Genomic DNA, 19,187 nt, shown 5'->3' on the forward strand with positions numbered 1-19,187 from the left:
TCAGATATTCAGTCACCGTGCACTCTGCATGTGTCTATGCAGCGGGGCAAGCCGTGACCGCGATCCGGATACGGGGGCTACCCCCAGTGCGGGCCGTCCGGCCGGTTCCTACGGTGGCCGCATGACAGAGCTCAAGAAGGAACTCGCCGCCACGCTGGAGGCCCGGCGGGAGCTCGGGCCCGAGTACGAGGCCGCGCTCGTGGACTCCTTCGTGGACAAGGTCGACACCCAGGTGCGGCGCAGGCTCGCCGAGGAGCGGCTGCGCACGGCGCGCGACGGGGACGGGGGCACGGCCGCCGTGGCCGCCTTCGGGGAGCGCTTCGGCTTCGCCGTGGTGACCCTGGTCCTCGCGATCCCCCTGTCGGCGATCGGCGCCGCCCAGGCGGGCATCGGCGGCCTGCTGGTGGCCTGGGCGGGCGTCCTGGGCGTGAACCTCGCCCACACGGCCCGCCTGCGCCGTCCCGCGCACGACCCCCTGGGCTGAGGCGGACGCCCGTCGCCCGAACGGTACGGGGGCGACACGCGGGCGCAGCACGGGCTTAACACGGCCGCGGCACAGTAGGGGACGTCGGCGCGGGAAGCCCGGAGACCCGGACCCCCGGCCGACGCCGTACGGCGCCTGCGCACCCCCGGAGCGGCTCCCGGAGCGCGCCGGCGCACGGACGCGGACGGCCCGTCGGCCCGTGTCCCGGGCGGGGACCGCCGTCGTCCCGCCCCCCGGCCCGCCGGGGGTGCGGCGGCCCCCGCCTCCCGCGGCTAGGCCGTCTTGGCCAGGAATGCCAGCAGGTCCTGGCGGCTCACCACACCGGTCGGCTTGCCCTCGACCAGCACGATCGCCGCGTCGGCCTCGCCCAGCACCGCCATCAGCTCGGACACCGGCTCACCGGAGCCGACCTGCGGCAGCGGCGCGCTCATGTGCTTCTCCAGCGGATCGCCGAGCGAGGCCCGCTGCGCGAACAGCGCCGCGAGGAGCTCCTTCTCCACGACCGAGCCGATGACCTCCGCCGCCATCACGTCCGGGTGGCCGGCGCCCGGCTTGACGATCGGCATCTGCGACACGCCGTACTCGCGCAGCACCTCGATGGCCTGGCCGACGGTCTCCTCCGGGTGCATGTGGACGAGCGACGGGATGCCGCCCTCCTTGTCCGCGAGGACGTCACCGATGCGGGCGGCCGGGCCGGCCTCCTCCAGGAAGCCGTGGCCGGCCATCCACTCATCACTGAAGATCTTGCTCATGTAGCCGCGGCCGCTGTCCGGCAGCAGGACGACGACCACGTCGTCCGGGCCCAGCCCCTCGGCGGCGCGCAGCGCGGCGACGACCGCCATGCCGCAGGAACCGCCGACCAGCAGGCCCTCCTCCTTCGCCAGGCGGCGGGTCATCTGGAAGGAGTCCTTGTCGGACACCGCGATGATCTCGTCGGTGACGTCCGGGTCGTAGGCGGTCGGCCAGAAGTCCTCGCCGACGCCCTCGACCAGGTACGGCCGGCCGCTGCCGCCGGAGTAGACCGAACCCTCCGGGTCGGCGCCGATGACCTTGACCTTCCCGCCGCTGACCTCCTTCAGGTAGTTGCCGGTGCCGGAGATCGTGCCGCCGGTGCCGACGCCCGCCACGAAGTGCGTGATCTTCCCGTCCGTCTGCTCCCACAGCTCGGGACCGGTGGTCTCGTAGTGCGAACGGGGGTTGTTCGGGTTGCTGTACTGGTCCGGCTTCCAGGCGCCCGGGGTCTCGCGCACGAGGCGGTCGGAGACGTTGTAGTACGAGTCCGGGTGCTCGGGGTCGACGGCGGTCGGGCAGACCACGACCTCGGCGCCGTACGCGCGCAGCACGTTGATCTTGTCGAGGGACACCTTGTCAGGGCACACGAAGATGCACTTGTAGCCCTTCTGCTGGGCCACGATGGCGAGTCCGACGCCGGTGTTGCCACTGGTGGGCTCCACGATGGTGCCACCGGGCTTGAGGGCACCGCTCTGCTCGGCGGCCTCGATCATCCGTACGGCGATCCGGTCCTTCACGGATCCGCCGGGATTGAAGTACTCGACCTTGGCAAGCACGGTGGCCTGCAGGCCTTCGGTCACGCGGTTGAGCTTCACCAGCGGGGTGTTGCCGACGAGGCTGATCATCGAGTCGTGGAATTGCACCATGTTCTCCAGGAAGGGGACTCCACGGGTTCTCCGGGAGGTCCGGCCAGAGTATGCGGAAAGGGATTGGCCGACCGGCACTACGGGGCAGGTAGGTCAACACGACGGAGGAGGTGGCTCGAAGGGTGTCCAGGGCGAGGACGGCCCGCCGGATCGCGGCGGGGGCGGCGTACGGCGGTGGCGGACTCGGGCTGGTCGGGGTCGCCGCCTTCGGGCTGGTGCTGGCGGAGGTGCAGTTCGCGAAGCGCACGGTGGGCACCGGGCTGGGCGATCCGCCGCGCGCCGACGGCCTCTACGGGAGCGAGTTCAGCGGGCCGGAGCTGAGCCCGGGGCCGCTGCGCATGGGCATGCTGGGCGACTCCACGGCGGCCGGGCTGGGCGTACGGCGGGCCCGCCAGACGCCGGCCGCGCTGCTGGCGTCCGGGCTGGCGGCGGTGGCCGAGCGGCCGGTGGAGCTGCGCAACGTGGCGCTGTCAGGGGCCATGTCGGACGACCTCGACCGTCAGGTGAGCCTGCTGCTGGAGGGGAACGCGCCGCCGCCGGACGTCTGCGTGATCATCATCGGCGCGAACGACGTGACCCGGCGGATGCCGCTCACGCAGTCGGTGCGCCTGCTGACGGCGGCCGTACGCAGGCTGCGGCTCGCGGGCTCCGAGGTGGTCGTCGGCACCTGCCCCGACCTGGGCACGATCGAGCCGGTGTACCAGCCGCTGCGGTGGATGGCCCGCCGGGTGTCACGGCAGCTGGCGGCGGCGCAGACCATCGGCGTGGTCGCGCTGGGGGCCCGCACGATCTCGATGGGGGACCTGCTGGGCCCGGAGTTCGCGGCGAACCCGCGCGAGATGTTCGGCCCGGACTCCTACCACCCCTCGGCGGAGGGGTACGCGACGGCCGCGATGGCCGTGCTGCCGACGCTGTGCGCGGCGCTGGGGCTGTGGCCGGGGTCGGACCGGCTGGACGTCTCGCGGGACGAGGACATGCTGCTGGTGGCGAAGGCGGCGTCGGCGGCCGCGGGGGAACCGGGTACGGAGGTCACGCCGGCCCGCGGCCCGTGGGCCCTGCTCAAGCACCGCCGCCGCCGTCGCCTCCCGGAGGCCGAAACCCCGTCCCCGGCCCCGGCGGAGGAATCCGCGTAACCCTCGGTGTACCGCGCGGCGGGACAACCCACCCTCGGGCCCACCCCGCAGGGGCCCGACGCAGCCGCGCAGAGGCACGGGGTGCAGCCCGGCAGGGGCCCGAGGCCAGCCGCAGGCGGGCTCCGTGGCCCCGGAACGCCGGGCGCAGCCCCGGGGGGCCCGGGGCGCAGCCCCGACGGGGCCCGGGGCGCAGCCCCGACGGGGCCCGGGGCGCAGCCCCGAGGGGGTCCGGGGCGCAGCCCCGAGGGGGTCCGGGGCGCAGCCCAGGGGCCGGGGCGCAGCCCCGAGGGGGTCCGGGGCGCAGCCCAGGGTCCGGGGCGCAGCCCAGGGTCCGGGGCGCAGCCCCGGGGGGTCCGGGGCGCAGCTCCGGGGAACGGGCGAAGGGTGGGGAGGGGCACGGGCACCGCGCAGCGGTCCGCCACCCGCACCCGACGGCCCCGCCCCAGCAGCGGCACGCGCTCGCGGCACCGCGCCGGGCGGGCGGTGCGTTAAAAAGGAGTGCGGCATCACACACCGACCCCGGTGACCTCGACCGTACGGGGCGGTAACTTCGCATGCGGTCCCGCAACGACGCACCCCCTTGGAGTCCCGATGCCCGAAGCCGTCATCGTTTCCACCGCCCGCTCCCCCATCGGGCGCGCCGGCAAGGGTTCGCTCAAGGACGTCCGCCCGGACGACCTGACCGCCACCATCATCCAGGCCGCCCTCGCCAAGATCCCCTCCCTGGACCCGCGCGACATCGACGACCTGATGCTCGGCTGCGGCCTCCCCGGCGGGGAGCAGGGCCACAACCTGGCCCGCATCGTCGCGGTGCAGATGGGCATGGACTACCTGCCCGGCACCACGATCACCCGTTACTGCTCCTCCTCCCTCCAGACCTCCCGCATGGCGCTGCACGCCATCAAGGCCGGCGAGGGCGACGTCTTCATCTCCGCGGGCGTCGAGACGGTGTCCCGGTTCGCCAAGGGCTCCTCGGACGGCCTGCCGGACACCCACAACCCGCTCTTCGCGGACGCCGAGGCCCGGACCGCCGCCGTCGCCGCGAGCGAGGGCAGCGACTGGCACGACCCGCGCGAGGACGGCCTGATCCCCGACGCCTACATCTCCATGGGGCAGACCGCCGAGAACCTGGCCCGCCTCAAGGGCGTGACCCGCCGGGACATGGACGAGTTCGGCGTCCGCTCGCAGAACCTCGCCGAGGCCGCCATCAAGAACGGCTTCTGGGAGCGCGAGATCACCCCGGTCACCACCCCGGACGGCACGGTGGTCAGCCAGGACGACGGCCCGCGCGCCGGGGTCACCCTGGAGGGCGTGGAGGGCCTCAAGCCCGTCTTCCGCCCCGACGGCCTGGTCACGGCCGGCAACTGCTGCCCGCTGAACGACGGCGCGGCCGCGCTCGTCATCATGAGCGACACCAAGGCGCGCGAGCTGGGCCTGACCCCGCTCGCCCGGATCGTGTCCACCGGCGTCACCGCCCTCTCCCCCGAGATCATGGGCCTCGGCCCGGTCGAGGCCTCCAAGCAGGCGCTGAAGCGGGCCGGCCTGACCGTCGGCGACATCGACCTGTTCGAGATCAACGAGGCCTTCGCCGCCCAGGTCATCCCGTCCTACCGCGACCTGGAGATCCCGCTCGACAAGCTGAACGTCAACGGCGGGGCCATCGCCGTCGGTCACCCGTTCGGGATGACCGGTGCCCGTATCACCGGCACCCTGATCAACAGCCTCCAGTTCCACGACAAGCAGTTCGGCCTGGAGACGATGTGCGTCGGCGGCGGCCAGGGCATGGCCATGGTGATCGAGCGCCTGTCGTAGCGGCGAACGGCCCGGCGAATCGAGCGGGGCCCCCAGTCCCCGCAAGGGATCCTCGAGATCCGTACGCTCTCCTGACGGCGGTTTCCAATCCCGTCGCGGCCGACCTGTGACCGAATCTCCCCCAGGATGTGACCTTTGTCCTGGGGGAGCGGCATTTGCCCAGGTCAGAAGCTTTCCCCCTTGGTCCGCAAGGACGAAAGACCTGTCCAATTCATGACGTAATGCACTGCACGCCATTCACAGCACGGGACAAGCTGATGTAGGAAGTCGGGGGATCGAATCAACCAGGAGTTAGTCAGTGAGCGCCATGTCTCTTGCCCTGCTGCTGACCACGGCCGCTGCCACGGCCGTGGGCGCTGCTGCGCTGCACGCCGTCCACGGACTGCGCAAGCAGGTCACCGCCCTGCGCGGTGAGCTGGCGGTGTCGGCCCACCCGCGCGCCGCGACCGTTCCGCACGCCCGCAGCGCGGCGGCATCCCCCGCCGCCGAGATACGAGCCGCCGTGGCCGAGGCCCTCGCCGAGGAGCGCGAGCGCGAGCTGGCCGAAGCGCGGGCCTTCTGGGCCGCGCAGGAGGCCCGCGACGCCGCCGACGCTCCTTCGCTGCTGGGCGGCCTGCCCGGCCTCGGTGAGGACAGCCCGGTCTTCCTGCCCCGGCAGGCGGACCTGGTCGGCCTGGAGCCGGTCCTGGGCGACGACCTCGCCGACGAGTACCAGGAGTACGCCGAGGATTCCGCCGAGCTCGCCGCGGCCCGCCGCCGCCACCCCTCGCACCCCGACTTCGTCCCGGTCCAGCCGAACCCCGGCGCCGACCACGAGCGCACCGTCAGCCGCCTGGAGGAGCTCGCGGAGGCCCGTACGGCCCTCGCGGACGTCCGGCCCGGCCCCCTGGGCACCCTCGACGTGTACGTCTTCACCGACGGCACCACGCTGTGCATGACCCCGGGCCACCGGGAGACGGCGGAGCGCCTCGCGGAGGCCCTGCGCTCGGGGACCGCCCCGGTCCTGCTGGGCGGGTCGGGCATCTCCGGCGCCTACGCGCTGACGTTCTCCTGCGGCGACGCCGAGGACCCCGACAGCAACGTCTACATCCTCGCGGACCGCGTCATCGCATCGCTCTGATCTCGGCCTGCTCCACCAGCGCCACGGCCTCGTCCAGCATCTCGGACGGGGCCTTCGCGCCGTCCGCGTCCCGGTCCGCCGCCGCGGCGCGCAGCGCTTCGGCGAGGTCCAGGCCGGCCACCGCCACCTGGTCCCCGACGACGAAGAGGCCCGCGTCCGGCATCACGCGCGCCGGAGCCGCCCCGTGCGGGTCCTCCAGCCGCTGTGCCCGCAGCGCGAGCTCCCGGGCCAGCTGGAGGGCCTCCGCGGCGGCGCCCCGCTGGAGCCGGCTCTGCGGGGCGGCCCGCAGCCGGTCGGCGAAGCGCTCCACGGCGGCGTTCAGGGGTGAGGTATCGAGCACCCGGCCGACCTTACGCGCCGCCCCGGCGCCATTGCCAACGGGCTGACTCTGCGGCACGGTGACGTGAAGGGAACAGCACGGCGACACCCCCCGGAGGCGCCCATGTCCGTAGAGTTCTCCGAGCAGACCCACCGCAACATGATCGACAGAATCCCCCAGACCACCGGTCGTGAGATCTCCGACTGGCTCCGGACCGTCGACGAGGGCCCCTCCCTCGTCCGCTTCGAGGAGAAGGTCAGCTGGCTGCTCGGCGCGCACGACCTGTCGTACGGCCAGGCCAAGGCGATCATCCACGAGCACGGCCTGCGCAGAGCCGCCCGCAGGTTCGGCTGAGAGTTCCCCGGTCCCCCTCCCCGGACGGGCCCAGGACGCGGGAAGGCCCCGCGAGCGGTCCGCTCGCGGGGCCTTCCCTTGCTCTGCCGGTACGGCTAGTCGTCGCCGGAGAGGATCTGGAACAGGCGCAGCAGCTCCAGGTAGATCCACACCAGGGTCAGCGTGAGGCCGAAGGCCGCCAGCCAGGCCTCCTCGCGCGGGGCGCCGTACGCCACGCCGTCCTCGACCTGCTTGAAGTCCATGGCGAGGAAGCAGGCGCCGAGGATGACGCCGACGATGCCGAAGACGATGCCGAGCGGGCCGCTGCGGAAGCCGAGACCGTCACCGCCGCCGAACAGCATGAACAGCGAGTTCGCCAGCATGAGCAGGACGAAGCCGAGGGCCGCGGCCATCACGAAGCCGGTGAAGCGGCGGGTGACGCGGATCCAGCGCATCTTGTACGCCACGAGCACCGCGGCGAAGACGCACATCGTGCCGAGCACGGCCTGGACGACCACGCCGGGGCTGATGTAGGTGCTGGTCACCATGCTGATGACGCCGAGGAAGACACCCTCGAACGCCGCGTAGCCCAGGATCAGCGCCGGCGTCGGCTTGCGCTTGAAGCTCTGGACCATGGCGAGCACGAACGCGACGAGCGCCGAGCCGACGGCGACGCCGTACGACTTGCCGACGTTCGCCGGGTCGACGGGCAGGGCGAGCCAGGCGATGGTCGCGGTGACGATCAGGGTGCCGAGCGTCATGGCCGTACGGGTCACGACGTCGTCGATGGTCATCGCGTTGCCACGGACCGGCGCCGCCGGCATGCCGGTGGCCGGGTCGGTGGCGTAAGGATTCGTCGCGTACGGGTTGGTCGCGGTCCCGGCCTGCGCGTGCTGCGCCTCGAAGCCCGCGTAGCCGCCGTTGTCGCGGCTGAACCCCCGTCGCGAGAAGACCGGGTTACTGCTCCTCATCTCACTCCTCCATGGCCACCGTGCGCAGCCTTGCTTCAAGAGTAATGCGCTCGCAAAGAAAGCACCCTACTGCTGGAGGAGGATCTTAGGAGAAGGCGCGGCGAACCGCTGAGGATAAACCGAAGAGCCGCTGAAGTGCCCGGAGCCGGACTTGAACCGGCACGACCCGAGGGCCAGCGAGGTTTAAGCTCGCCGTGTCTGCATTCCACCATCCGGGCAAGGCGCGGCGGGCCCCGTGGAAAAGCCTTGAACGCAGTGATGAGCCTATCCGGAACACCTCGGCCGACCGAGGGCCCTCTATCCGATGTTGTCTGATTTTATTGGCGATTGAGGGGGCGTCAGACCCGATAAGTCACGGTCGGCACTGTTCCGGAGGATGCTCCGCCCCGCCCCGGGATTGACCTGATTCCGCTGCCCCCCGCCACCCCGTCCGCCACCCCGGGCCACCCCCCGGACGGCCCCCCGCGCGGGCCCCGTCGCCGCCCCCTCTGTCATACCAAAGGAGGAGGCCCGGCCGCCTCCGGTCAGACTCCAGTGGGCCGTCGAACGGGCACCTCGGCTGATCCCCGGCGGGGGTGCCGCCGGTGAGGATGGAAGGGTCCCGCCCCACCGCAGCACCCGTTCGACAGGAGTCCCCCCGTGACCGCCATGAACTACGCCCAGCAGCGCACCGCACAGGCCGTGGCCGCCCGCGCCACGCAGCTCTCCAAGGTGTACGGCCAGGGCGAGACCCAGGTGGTCGCGCTGGACAACGTCTCCGTCGACTTCGCCCAGGGCCAGTTCACCGCGATCATGGGCCCCTCCGGCTCCGGCAAGTCCACGCTGATGCACTGCGTGGCCGGACTCGACACCTTCTCCTCCGGCTCCGTCCGCATCGGCGACACCGAGCTGGGCTCCCTGAAGGACAAGCAGCTGACGCAGCTGCGCCGGGACAAGATCGGCTTCATCTTCCAGGCCTTCAACCTGCTGCCGACCCTGACCGCCCTGGAGAACATCACCCTCCCCATGGACATCGCCGGCCGCAAGGCCGACAAGCAGTGGCTGGACACCGTCGTGGACATGGTCGGCCTCTCCGGCCGCCTCTCCCACCGCCCCACGCAGCTCTCCGGCGGCCAGCAGCAGCGCGTGGCCGTGGCCCGCGCCCTGGCCGCCCGCCCCGAGATCATCTTCGGTGACGAGCCCACCGGAAACCTCGACTCCCGCTCCGGCGCCGAGGTCCTCGGCTTCCTGCGCAACTCGGTGCGCGAGCTCGGCCAGACCGTCGTGATGGTCACCCACGACGCGGTCGCCGCCTCGTACGCGGACCGCGTCATCTTCCTCGCCGACGGCCGCATCGTCGACGAGATGTACGGGCCCACCGCCGACGGCGTGCTCGACCGGATGAAGGCCTTCGACGCCAAGGGCCGCACCAGCTGACCCGGAGCCGGACCGCCCCGAGCCGGACCGCCCGCTCCGCGGAGCTCCCGCAGCCCTCCTCACCGACCTCCAGCCCCAGGACCGATATCCCCATGTTCCGTACCGCCCTGCGCAACGTCCTCGCGCACAAGGCCCGGCTGCTGATGACGGTGCTCGCCGTCACCCTCGGCGTCGCCTTCGTCTCCGGCACCCTCGTCTTCACCGACACCCTCAGCAAGGCCCTCTCCGGCCAGTCCGCCAAGAGCTACAGCGGCGTCGCCGTCTCCGTCACCTCCTACGGCCAGGCCCGCGCCGAGGACGGCCGGAAGGAGGGCGACCCCGGCATCAGCCAGCAGACCCTGGACAAGGTGAAGGCCGTCAAGGGCGTCGGCTCGGTCTCCGGCCGCGTCTCCGGCTTCGCCGGCGTCGGCGACGAGAACGGCAAGCTGATCGGTTCCGGCTGGGCCAACAAGGGCTCCAACCACGCCCCCGGCAAGGACGGCAAGGACCCCCGCTACGCCTACACCGACGGCACCGGCCCGGTCAGGGACGACCAGATCGCCCTCGACCGGGAGACCGCCGTCAAGGGCGGCTACCACGTCGGCGACAAGGTCCGCGTCGCCACCAACGGCCCGGTCCGCGAGTTCACCCTCGCCGGCGTCTTCACCACCGAGGACGGCGCCGTCAACGCCGGCGGCAGCCTCGTCCTGTTCGACACCAAGGTCGCCCAGGAGCTCTACCTCCAGCCCGGCTTCTACGACGAGCTGTCGGTCGCCGCCGCCCCCGGCACCTCCGCCGACCAGCTGCTCTCCGACATCAAGCCGCTGGTCGACGGCAAGACCACCAAGGCCCAGACCGGCGCCGCACTCGCCGCCGAGCAGGCCAAGGACATCGAGAAGGGGATGAGCAGCATGAGCACCATGCTGCTCGCCTTCGCCGGCATCTCCCTCTTCGTCGGCGTCTTCCTGATCTACAACACCTTCACCATGCTGGTCGCCCAGCGCACCAAGGAGCTGGCCCTGCTGCGCGCCGTCGGCGCCAACCGCGGCCAGGTCATCCGCTCGGTGCTCGCCGAGGCCCTGGTCGTCGGCGCCCTCTCGGCCGTCATCGGCCTGGCCGGCGGCGTCGGCCTCGCGGTCGGCATGCGCTCGGTGATGGACTCCATCGGCGCCAAGATCCCCGCCGGGGACCTGGTCGTCGCCCCGGCCACGATCGTCGCGGCCCTGGTCATCGGCGTCCTCGTCACCACCCTCGCCGCCCTGCTGCCCGCCTGGCGCACCGGCCGGATCGCCCCGGTCGCCGCCATGGGCAGCGCCCACCTGCCGGCCTCCGCCAAGTCCCTCCTGGTGCGCAACGTCCTCGGCTCCGTGATCAGCCTCGCGGGCATCGGCGTCGTCTTCCTCGGCGTCTCCATGGGCGGGGACGGCCGCATGGTCATCGGCGCCGGCGCCGCCCTGATGCTCATCGGCATGATCGTGCTGCTGCCGCTGCTCTCCCAGCCGGTCATCGCCGCCGTCCGCCCGCTGCTCCAGAAGGTCTTCGGCGTCCCCGGCAAGCTCGCCGCGCAGAACGCCGTGCGCAACCCGCGCCGCACCGCCGTCACCGCCGCCTCCCTGGCGATCGGCCTGACCCTCGTCACCACCATGTCCGTGCTCGGCGTCACCATGGGCCGGGCCGTGGACCGGATGAGCACCGACAAGCTGAAGGCCGACTACAAGGTCACCATGTCCGGCGGCAACGGCAGCCTGGACAAGTCGGTGGCCGAGACCCTGGCCAAGGCCCCCGGCGTCAAGGCGGTCTCCCCGCAGGCCGACGGCTACTTCAAGACCGGCGACACCTTCCGCGCCGCCTCCGGCGTCAACCCGGCCGCCATCGGCGAGCTGCTGAACATCCAGGTCGTCAGCGGCTCCCTGGACAGCCTCGGCCGGGGCGAGGTCGCCGTCGCCGAGAGCACCGCGAAGAAGCAGAAGCTCACCGTCGGCGCCGCCCTCCCCGCCCAGTTCGAGGACGGCCAGAAGGCCACCCTGAAGGTCGGCGCCGTCTACAAGGACCTGGAGGGCCTGCTCTCCCCGTACGTCCTCGACAACAAGGTCCTCGGCGCGCACACCGACCAGCAGTACATCCGCGAGGTCTACGTCAACACCACCGGCGGCCAGTCCAAGGCGAGCCAGCAGGCCGTCATCGACGCCCTCGGCAAGAACCCGGCGATGACCGTCGCCACCCAGCAGGACATGCGCAACGAGATGGGCGGCATGATCAACACGATGCTGAACATCATGTACGGGCTGCTCGGCATGGCGCTGATCATCTCGGTGCTCGGCGTGGTCAACACCCTGGCCATGTCGGTCTTCGAACGGACCCAGGAGATCGGCATGCTGCGGGCGATCGGCCTCGACCGGGCCCGGGTCAAGAACATGATCCGCCTGGAGTCCGTGGTCATCTCGCTCTTCGGCGCGGTCCTCGGCATCGGCATCGGCGTCTTCCTCGCCTGGGCCGTCGGCTCCACCGTCGAGAAGGCGGTGCCGAACTACGAACTGGTCCTGCCCTACGACCGGATCGGCGTCTTCCTCCTGCTCGCCGCCGTCGTCGGCGTCCTGGCCGCCATGTGGCCGGCCCGCAGCGCCGCCCGGCTGAACATGCTGACCGCCATCAAGACGGAGTAGCGGACCGCGCAGCGCACACGGAAGGGCCCCGGGGCACAAGCCCCGGGGCCCTTCCCGCTCTCGATGCGTACGGGGCTACCCGCCCCAGACCCGAGCCCGCAGCGGCATCCCCGAGACCCCTCCGTCCCCGGGCCGTACCGCCAGCACCTGGTTGACCCCCAGGCGGTTCCGCTCGAAGCCGAGCGCGGAGGCCGCCATGTACAGCAGCCACACCCGGGCCCGTCCCGGCGAGGTGAGCCGGACGGCCTCGTCCCAGTGCTCCTCCAGGCGCGCCACCCAGGCCCGCAGGGTCAGCGCGTAGTGCTCGCGCAGCGCCTCCACGTCGCGCACCTCGAAGCCGGCCCGCTCCAGCTCTCCGACGGTGGTGCCGATCGGGGACAGCTCCCCGTCGGGGAAGACGTACGCGTCGATGAACTCGTCGACCCGGTACGCCTCCTCGTGGGGCTCCGGGGGCCGGGCGATCTGGTGGTTGAGGAGCCGGCCGCCGGGGGCCAGCAGGGCGTGCAGGATCCGGGCGTACTCGCGGTAGCGCGCGGCGCCCACGTGCTCGGCCATGCCGATCGAGGAGATCGCGTCGTACGGGCCGTCCTTGACGTCCCGGTAGTCCTGCACCCGGATGTCGACCCGGTCGGTCAGCCCCTCCTCGGCGATCCGCTTGCGGGCGTAGGCGGCCTGCTCGCGCGAGAGGGTGATGCCGGTGACCCGGACGCCGTACTCGCGGGCCGCGTGCAGGGCCATCGAGCCCCAACCGCAGCCGACGTCCAGGAGCCGCTCCCCCGGCTTCAGGCCGAGCTTGCGGCAGACCAGGTCGAGCTTGTCCCGCTGGGCGTCCTCGAGGGTGCCGTCCGGGGTCCAGTAGGCGCAGGAGTACACCATCGAGGGGCCGAGGACCCGCTCGTAGAACTCGTTGCCCACGTCGTAGTGGTGGCTGATCGCCTCGCTGTCGCGCCTCTTCGAGTGCCGCGGGCCGCCGCGGCGGACGGCCTCCTCCGGCGGCGGCGCGGGCGCGGGCCACGGCCGCGCCAGGCCCACGAGCTCGCGTACGGCGGCCCGTGCGGCCGGGTCGCGCAGGAGCGCGGCCGTCCCGGCGGAGACCGGGCCGCGGGCGGGCAGGCGCGGGCGCAACGAGGCGAGCCCGCCCGGCCCGGTACGGACCGGGGCGGGGGCGTGCTCCCGCTCCCAGAGCAGGCCGGCCACCCGGTCCAGCAACTCGAAGAGGTCGCCCTCGACGGTCAGCTCCCCGGCCACCCAGGCGCGTGCCAGCCCCAGCTCGCCCGGCTTCCACAGGACCCGGCGCAGGGCGCGCCGGTGGTTGATCACCAGCACGGGGCCGGTCGCGGGGCCGGCCTCGCTGCCGTCCCAGGCCCGTATCCGTACGGGCACGGGGGCGCCCAGCAGGGTTTCGGCAATCGCTGCCAGCCGCGGCGCGGCGTCGGTCATCTCAGGCACCTCCAGAGTTCCGTGGAACGCTTCCCACTTCCCTTCCGGGGCAATCACGGCGCTCCCCCCGCTGGACCGCTCCTCGACCGGGCCTCGAGCCGGCCGTGCAGCTCGGTCCCGGGGCCGGGGCCGGGCATTGTCCGGGTACGCCGAAGGGGCCGCCCGCACCACGGATGGCGGGCGGCCCCTTCGGGGTCGTACGGGGTGACCTTACGGACCGGTCGGGGTCAGGAGGCCTTGGCCTTCTCGGCCGGGGCGGCAGCGGCGGCCGGAGCCGGCGCCGGCTTGGCGGCCTCGTAGAACTCCTCGCGCGGGGTCTCCAGCGCTCCGAGGGAGACGACCTCGCGCTTGAGGAACATGCCGAGGGTCCAGTCGGCGAAGACGCGGATCTTGCGGTTCCAGGTCGGCATGGCCATGCCGTGGTAGCCACGGTGCATGTACCAGGCGAGTCGGCCCTTGAGCTTGATCTTCATCTTGCCCATGACGATCATCGCGACGCCCTTGTGGAGGCCGAGGCCCGCCACCGCACCCTTGTTGGAGTGGGCGTACTCCTTCTGCGGGAAGCCCCGCATGCCGGAGACCACGTTGTCGCCGAGGACCTTGGCCTGGCGCAGCGCGTGCTGGGCGTTCGGCGGGCACCAGGCGTTCTCGACGCCGGCCTTGCGGGCGGCGACGTCCGGGACCTGGGCGTTGTCGCCGGCGGCCCAGATGTAGTCGCTGCCCTGGACCTGGAGGGTCGGGGCGGTGTCCACGTGGCCGCGCGGGCCCAGCGGCAGGCCGTAGCGGGCCAGCGCCGGGTTCGGCTTGACGCCCGCGGTCCACACGATGGTGTTGGAGTCGACCTCGAGGCCGTTCTTCAGCACCACGTGGCCGTCCACGCAGGAGTCCATGGAGGTGTTGAGGTAGATCTCGATGCCGCGCGACTCGAGGTGCTCCTTGCCCCAGGTGCCGAGCTTGGGCCCGACCTCGGGAAGGATCTTGTCGGCCGCGTCCACCAGGATGAAGCGCATGTCCTCGCGCTTGATCGTGGTGTAGTACTTCGCGGCGTCGCGGGCCATGTCCTCGACCTCGCCGATCGTCTCGGCACCGGCGAAGCCGCCGCCGACGAAGACGAAGGTGAGGGCCTTGCGGCGGACGTTCTCGTCCGTCGTGGACTCCGCCTTGTCGAGCTGCTCGAGGACGTGGTTGCGCAGGCCGATGCCCTCCTCGACGCCCTTCATGCCGATGCCCTGTTCGGCCAGGCCGGGGATCGGGAAGGTGCGGGAGACGGCGCCGAGCGCGATCACCAGGTAGTCGAAGGGCAGCTCGTACGCCTCGCCGACCAGCGGCGTGACGACGGCGACCTTGCGGTCCTGGTCGATGGTGGTGACCCGGCCGGTGAGAACCTCCGCCTTGGGCAGCACGCGTCGCAGCGGGACGACGACGTGCCGAGGCGAGATGCTGCCTGCGGCCACTTCGGGGAGGAAGGGCTGGTAGGTCATGTACGACCGCGGGTCGACGACCGTGACGGTCGCCTCGCCGTAACGCATCTTCTTCATGATGCGCTTGGCTGCGTACAGGCCTACGTACCCACCTCCTACTACGAGGATCCTGGGACGCTCCGTGGTGCTCATGGAACGAGTATCCAGCACCCCAAGGGGTGACGCTCGTGAGCCCCTTCACAAGGTGCCGCAGGGCCTCTGTTACACTGCGCGGCCCACGTGACCCAGGTCATGGCGCGCAACGGGAACCAACAGGTAACGGGAGTCGTTGTTCACCCGTCCTGAACTGGCCTCCAAGGCCCCAACCGGACTGGACCACTGGGTTTCGTCCATACCTCTGATACGAAACCCGTTGCGGCCGCGCATCGCACAAACAGGTGCTGAAACGGCCCTGCGACCCCCGAAAAGGCCCTGTAGGACCCCCGTGTTGACCTGCCTGAGCCTTTTTCCTTGTGAAGAACTTCACGAACCTAGTTCCGAGAGGGGCACTTCCGGCCTCCCGGAGGCCCCCGCACTGCCCCCGCACTGCCGCCGCACCGGGCCCCCTCCCCCTCCCCACCAGCCGCCCATCGGGCGGAACCCGATGTTCAGCCACACCCCGCACGACACCCGCTGCACCCCCGCCCTCGAACGGCTCGAGGGGGCGCCCCACCGGGGCGCCCCCTCACACGTGCCGTGCCGCGGGTCAGGCCGCGGACCAGGCGATGCCGTCCAGGATGTCGTGCTCCGAGACCACGACCTCGGCGGCTCCGACGCGCTCCATGATCGCGAGCAGGACCAGGGAGCCCGCGCCGATCACGTCGACCCGGCCCGGGTGCATCACCGGGATGGCGGCGCGCTCGGCGTGGGTGGAGGTGAGCATGCGCTCGCTGATCTCGCGGACCTGCTCGTAGGAGATCCGGGAGTGGTGAATCGCCGACCAGTCGTACTCGGCCAGACCCAGGGCGATCGCCGCGACCGTGGTCACCGAGCCCGCGAGACCCACCAGGGTGCGGGCCTCGCCCAGCGGGACCGTCTCCGCGGCCAGGTCCAGGGCCGCCTCGATGTCGGCGCGCATGGCGGCGACCTGCGCCGCGGTCGGCGGGTCGGTGACCTCCCCGTCCACCACCAGGTGGCGCTCGGTCATCCGGACGCAGCCCACGTCGACCGAGCGGGCGGCCCGTACGCGGTCCTCGCCGACGACGAACTCGGTCGAGCCGCCGCCGATGTCCACCACCAGGAACGGCCGTTCAAGGTGCTCGTGCGCGACGAGCTCCTTGGTGGCGCCGGTGAAGGAGAACTCCGCCTCCTGGTCGCCGGAGATCACCTCGGGCTCGACGCCGAGGACGTCGAGGACCCCCTGCACGAACTCGTCCCGGTTCTCGGCGTCGCGCGAGGCCGACGTGGCCACGAAGCGGACCCGCTCGGCCCCGAACTCCTTGATCACCCCGGCGTACTCGCGGCAGGCCGCGAAGGTGCGCTCCAGCGCCTCGGGAGCCAGCCGTCCCGTCTTGTCCACGCCCTGCCCGAGCCTGACGATCGTCATCCGGCGGTCGAGCTCGACCAGCTCCCCGGTGGCCGGGTCGCAGTCGGCGACGAGGAGGCGGATGGAGTTCGTACCGCAGTCGATGCCCGCGACCCGGGTCATGCGGACTCCTCCGCCTTCTTCTCCCCGCACGGGGTGACGCAGGGGCCCTTGGCCCACCACTCGGGCAGCATGGCCAGCGCCTCGTCGCCGAACGGGTTCACCCCGGGCCCGGCGGCCAGCGAGTGGCCCACCAGGACGTGCAGGCACTTGACGCGGTCCGGCATGCCGCCGGCGCTCGGGAAGCCCTGGAGCACCTCGATGGCGTCGCGGCGCCGGATGTAGTCCTCGTGCGCCTTCCGGTACGCGGCGGCGAGCTCCGGGTCCTCGGCGAGCCGGGCCTGCATCTCCTTCATGACGCCGTTGGCCTCCAGCGTGCCGATCGCGGAGGCCGCGCGCGGGCACGTCAGGTAGTACAGCGTCGGGAACGGGGTGCCGTCGGGCAGTCGGGGTGCGGTCTCCACGACGTCCGGACGGCCGCAGGGGCAGCGGTGCGCGATGGCGCGCAGCCCGCGCGGCGGGCGGCCGAGCTGCTGCTCGAACGCCTCGATGTCCGCGTCGGTCGGCTCGGTCCGGTCGGTCTGGGGCGGGGGAGTCTGCATGCCTGGAGGAAGTCTCTTCGTTCGGTCGTACGTGATGGGTGGGTCATTCACCGGGGCGGTCGGCCTTGTCGACGCCGTCCCAGACGTTGGAGTACCAGGGGCGGTCGGAACCGTCCTGCCCGCCGCGGCGGTGCTCCGGGGCCGCGGCCCCGGGGTCGGTCATGATGTAGCCGATCTCCCCCGGGCGCAGGAAGTGCAGGTGCTTGCGCGCCTGCTGCTCCGCGTAGGCGGGGTCCTGCCAGCGGGCCTTCTCGTCGCGGAGCTGTTCGAGGCGCTTGCGCGCGGTGTCCGCGGCCCGCTGCTGGTCCGCGATCTCCGAGCGCTGGGAGACGTACTGGCGCATCGGGTACGCGAGGGCGACGACCAGCGTACAGAGGACGAGCACCAGCAGCGCCGCCCGGCCGGTGAGCCGGCTGCGCCGGATGTGCCGGCGGGACTGCGAGCGGTAGACGTGCGCCGCGGTCCGCTCGCCGAGCTGCTTGAGCCGGGTCGCGGTCGAGAAGGTGGAGAACCGATCCCGGTTCCCGGCCATGGCCCCGCCTCCCCTGTGCGCGCACTACGCAATACGTCCCCGCACACGGTACGGGACCGAGTGCGGGGACGTACGGACGCCAAGCCAGGGGTGTCCCCCTAAGAGGGTGTCAGCCCTTGAAGCGCGGGAAGGCGGAGCGGCCCGCGTACACGGCGGCGTCGTCGAGGATCTCCTCGATGCGCAGCAGCTGGTTGTACTTGGCGACGCGGTCCGAGCGGGCCGGGGCGCCGGTCTTGATCTGACCGCAGTTCACGGCGACGGCGAGGTCGGCGATGGTGACGTCCTCGGTCTCGCCGGAGCGGTGCGACATCATGCACTTGAAGCCGTTGCGCTGGGCCATCTCGACGGCGTCGAGGGTCTCGGTCAGCGAACCGATCTGGTTCACCTTCACGAGCAGGGCGTTCGCGGAGCCCTCCTCGATGCCGCGGGCCAGGCGCTCGGGGTTGGTGACGAAGAGGTCGTCGCCGACGATCTGGACCTTGGAGCCCAGGCGGTCGGTGATGGTCTTCCAGCCGGCCCAGTCGTCCTCGAACAGCGGGTCCTCGATGGAGACCAGCGGGTACGCCTCGACGAGCTCGGCGTAGTAGTCGGTCATCTCGGCGGCCGAGCGGGACTGGCCCTCGAACTCGTACTTGCCGTCCTTGTAGAACTCGGACGCGGCGACGTCGAGCGCGAGCGCGATGTCCTTGCCCGGGGTGTAGCCCGCCTGCTTGATGGCCTCGATGATGAGGTCGAGCGCGGCGCGGTTGGACTCCAGGTTCGGGGCGAAGCCGCCCTCGTCGCCCAGACCGGTGGACAGGCCCTTGGTGTGCAGGACCTTCTTGAGGGTGTGGTAGACCTCGGCGCCCCAGCGCAGCGCCTCGGAGAAGGACTCCGCGCCGATCGGGGCGATCATGAACTCCTGGATGTCGACGTTGGAGTCGGCGTGCGACCCACCGTTGAGGATGTTCATCATCGGAACGGGCAGCAGGTGCGCGTTCGGGCCGCCGAGGTAGCGGAACAGCGGCAGGTCCGAGGCCTCCGACGCGGCGTGCGCGACGGCCAGGGACACGCCGAGGATGGCGTTGGCGCCGAGGGAGCCCTTGTTGTCGGTGGCGTCCAGGTCGAACATGGCCTGGTCGATCAGGCGCTGCTCGGTGGCGTCGTAGCCGACGAGCTCCGGGCCGATCTGCTCGATGACGGCGAGGACGGCCTTCTCGACACCCTTGCCGAAGTAACGGCTGGGGTCGCCGTCACGGAGCTCGATGGCCTCGAAGGCACCGGTGGAGGCGCCGGACGGAACGGCAGCACGGCCGGTGCTGCCGTCGTCGAGGCCCACCTCGACCTCGACCGTGGGGTTGCCTCGGGAGTCCAGGATTTCCCGGGCTACGACGACGTCGATGGACGGCACGAGCATCTCCTTCTGGGATGTGACGCTGGGTGTGCGGTGGCGGTGGGCCGTGGGACGGCCCTTGCCGACTAGAGCCTAACCGGCTCGGGGCAGTGGGCTGCCCGACCGCCCGGGTCCTGGGACGAAAAAGGTGCCGAATACCCGTCTTCCGGGACATACGACCCTTGGTTCCTGACGCTCCGGGGGCCGTGACGGCCCTCGGCCAGCCGCTCACCACGCTGTCCGGCGGCGAGCGGCAGCGGCTGAAGCTGGCCACCCACATGGCCGACAAGGGCGGGATCTACGTCCTG

Annotated in this window: 16 protein-coding genes and 1 tRNA gene; 7 read left to right on the forward strand and 10 right to left on the reverse strand. The window is 71.8% G+C overall.

Features of this window, described 5'->3' with window-relative positions; translation table 11 throughout:
• Positions 1-121: 121 nt before the first annotated feature.
• Positions 122-484, forward strand: a complete 363-nt coding sequence (locus AB0D45_RS16275; RefSeq protein ID WP_361608963.1) for a hypothetical protein — start codon at positions 122-124, stop codon at positions 482-484.
• A 272-nt stretch (positions 485-756) separates the two neighbouring features.
• Here AB0D45_RS16275 and AB0D45_RS16280 read toward each other — a convergent pair whose 3' ends face one another.
• The gene (locus AB0D45_RS16280) at positions 757-2,139 is read right to left on the reverse strand and encodes a cystathionine beta-synthase (protein WP_361608967.1); all 1,383 of its coding nucleotides are present in this window, start codon (positions 2,137-2,139) and stop codon (positions 757-759) included.
• A 125-nt stretch (positions 2,140-2,264) separates the two neighbouring features.
• Here AB0D45_RS16280 and AB0D45_RS16285 point away from each other — a divergent pair, with 125 nt between their 5' ends.
• The 3 genes from AB0D45_RS16285 (at position 2,265) to AB0D45_RS16295 (ending at position 6,207) form a co-directional block, all read left to right on the forward strand.
• Positions 2,265-3,275, forward strand: a complete 1,011-nt coding sequence (locus AB0D45_RS16285) for an SGNH/GDSL hydrolase family protein (protein ID WP_361608965.1) — start codon at positions 2,265-2,267, stop codon at positions 3,273-3,275.
• 591 nt (positions 3,276-3,866) lie between these two features.
• Complete coding sequence (locus AB0D45_RS16290; protein ID WP_361601219.1) at positions 3,867-5,087, forward strand: acetyl-CoA C-acetyltransferase; 1,221 nt, start codon at positions 3,867-3,869, stop codon at positions 5,085-5,087.
• 298 nt (positions 5,088-5,385) lie between these two features.
• Entirely contained in the window at positions 5,386-6,207 is an 822-nt protein-coding gene (locus AB0D45_RS16295; protein WP_361601222.1) for a hypothetical protein, read from the forward strand.
• Here AB0D45_RS16295 and AB0D45_RS16300 read toward each other — a convergent pair.
• Positions 6,191-6,547: a hypothetical protein gene (locus AB0D45_RS16300; RefSeq protein ID WP_361601225.1), complete on the reverse strand. Its 357-nt coding sequence runs from the start codon at positions 6,545-6,547 to the stop codon at positions 6,191-6,193. The genes AB0D45_RS16295 and AB0D45_RS16300 overlap by 17 nt on opposite strands.
• 102 nt (positions 6,548-6,649) lie before the next feature.
• Between AB0D45_RS16300 and AB0D45_RS16305 the strand changes: the two genes are divergently transcribed.
• On the forward strand, positions 6,650-6,880 hold the full coding sequence (locus AB0D45_RS16305; protein ID WP_361601228.1) for a DUF4287 domain-containing protein: 231 nt from the start codon (positions 6,650-6,652) through the stop codon (positions 6,878-6,880).
• A gap of 95 nt (positions 6,881-6,975) precedes the next feature.
• On the opposite strand, the gene AB0D45_RS16310 is transcribed toward AB0D45_RS16305, so the two are convergent.
• Positions 6,976-7,830: a Bax inhibitor-1/YccA family protein gene (locus AB0D45_RS16310; RefSeq protein ID WP_361601231.1), complete on the reverse strand. Its 855-nt coding sequence runs from the start codon at positions 7,828-7,830 to the stop codon at positions 6,976-6,978.
• A 136-nt stretch (positions 7,831-7,966) separates the two neighbouring features.
• Positions 7,967-8,048: transfer RNA gene (locus AB0D45_RS16315), tRNA-Leu, on the reverse strand.
• 430 nt (positions 8,049-8,478) lie between these two features.
• Between AB0D45_RS16315 and AB0D45_RS16320 the strand changes: the two genes are divergently transcribed.
• Positions 8,479-9,246 (forward strand): ABC transporter ATP-binding protein, encoded by a 768-nt coding sequence (locus tag AB0D45_RS16320; RefSeq protein WP_361601295.1) that lies wholly within the window; start codon positions 8,479-8,481, stop codon positions 9,244-9,246.
• A gap of 92 nt (positions 9,247-9,338) precedes the next feature.
• A complete protein-coding gene (locus AB0D45_RS16325; RefSeq protein ID WP_362459202.1) occupies positions 9,339-11,888 on the forward strand; it encodes an ABC transporter permease in 2,550 nt (849 codons plus the stop codon).
• 75 nt (positions 11,889-11,963) lie between these two features.
• Here the strand turns inward: AB0D45_RS16325 and AB0D45_RS16330 are convergent, their stop codons facing one another.
• From AB0D45_RS16330 to eno, 6 genes are all read right to left on the reverse strand, one after another.
• A complete protein-coding gene (locus tag AB0D45_RS16330) occupies positions 11,964-13,328 on the reverse strand; it encodes a cyclopropane-fatty-acyl-phospholipid synthase family protein (RefSeq protein ID WP_362459205.1) in 1,365 nt (454 codons plus the stop codon).
• Between the two features lie 227 nt (positions 13,329-13,555).
• On the reverse strand, positions 13,556-14,941 hold the full coding sequence (locus AB0D45_RS16335) for an NAD(P)/FAD-dependent oxidoreductase (RefSeq protein WP_362459208.1): 1,386 nt from the start codon (positions 14,939-14,941) through the stop codon (positions 13,556-13,558).
• Between the two features lie 553 nt (positions 14,942-15,494).
• A complete protein-coding gene (locus tag AB0D45_RS16340; RefSeq protein WP_362459211.1) occupies positions 15,495-16,436 on the reverse strand; it encodes a Ppx/GppA phosphatase family protein in 942 nt (313 codons plus the stop codon).
• Entirely contained in the window at positions 16,433-16,975 is a 543-nt protein-coding gene (locus AB0D45_RS16345) for a DUF501 domain-containing protein (RefSeq protein WP_361601246.1), read from the reverse strand. The genes AB0D45_RS16340 and AB0D45_RS16345 overlap by 4 nt, the downstream gene beginning before the upstream one ends.
• A 43-nt stretch (positions 16,976-17,018) precedes the next feature.
• Positions 17,019-17,507: a septum formation initiator family protein gene (locus AB0D45_RS16350; RefSeq protein WP_361601248.1), complete on the reverse strand. Its 489-nt coding sequence runs from the start codon at positions 17,505-17,507 to the stop codon at positions 17,019-17,021.
• Positions 17,508-17,616: 109 nt separating this feature from the next.
• Positions 17,617-18,903: a phosphopyruvate hydratase gene (gene eno, locus AB0D45_RS16355; RefSeq protein WP_361601251.1), complete on the reverse strand. Its 1,287-nt coding sequence runs from the start codon at positions 18,901-18,903 to the stop codon at positions 17,617-17,619.
• Between the last annotated feature and the right edge of the window lie 284 nt (positions 18,904-19,187).

This window comes from Streptomyces sp. NPDC048352 (assembly GCF_040651895.1).
In the GTDB taxonomy this organism is placed as follows: domain Bacteria; phylum Actinomycetota; class Actinomycetes; order Streptomycetales; family Streptomycetaceae; genus Streptomyces.

What these genes read in the sequence shown, in the direction of transcription:
- AB0D45_RS16335 (WP_362459208.1), bottom strand. Translation starts at nt 14,941, where the DNA reads ATGAGCACCACGGAGCGTCCCAGGATCCTCGTAGTAGGAGGTGGGTAC.
- AB0D45_RS16290 (WP_361601219.1), top strand. Translation starts at nt 3,867, where the DNA reads ATGCCCGAAGCCGTCATCGTTTCCACCGCCCGCTCCCCCATCGGGCGC.
- AB0D45_RS16325 (WP_362459202.1), top strand. Translation starts at nt 9,339, where the DNA reads ATGTTCCGTACCGCCCTGCGCAACGTCCTCGCGCACAAGGCCCGGCTG.
- eno (WP_361601251.1), bottom strand. Translation starts at nt 18,903, where the DNA reads ATGCTCGTGCCGTCCATCGACGTCGTCGTAGCCCGGGAAATCCTGGAC.
- AB0D45_RS16330 (WP_362459205.1), bottom strand. Translation starts at nt 13,328, where the DNA reads ATGACCGACGCCGCGCCGCGGCTGGCAGCGATTGCCGAAACCCTGCTG.
- AB0D45_RS16275 (WP_361608963.1), top strand. Translation starts at nt 122, where the DNA reads ATGACAGAGCTCAAGAAGGAACTCGCCGCCACGCTGGAGGCCCGGCGG.
- AB0D45_RS16310 (WP_361601231.1), bottom strand. Translation starts at nt 7,830, where the DNA reads ATGAGGAGCAGTAACCCGGTCTTCTCGCGACGGGGGTTCAGCCGCGAC.
- AB0D45_RS16350 (WP_361601248.1), bottom strand. Translation starts at nt 17,507, where the DNA reads ATGGCCGGGAACCGGGATCGGTTCTCCACCTTCTCGACCGCGACCCGG.
- AB0D45_RS16340 (WP_362459211.1), bottom strand. Translation starts at nt 16,436, where the DNA reads ATGACCCGGGTCGCGGGCATCGACTGCGGTACGAACTCCATCCGCCTC.
- AB0D45_RS16345 (WP_361601246.1), bottom strand. Translation starts at nt 16,975, where the DNA reads ATGCAGACTCCCCCGCCCCAGACCGACCGGACCGAGCCGACCGACGCG.
- AB0D45_RS16305 (WP_361601228.1), top strand. Translation starts at nt 6,650, where the DNA reads ATGTCCGTAGAGTTCTCCGAGCAGACCCACCGCAACATGATCGACAGA.
- AB0D45_RS16320 (WP_361601295.1), top strand. Translation starts at nt 8,479, where the DNA reads ATGAACTACGCCCAGCAGCGCACCGCACAGGCCGTGGCCGCCCGCGCC.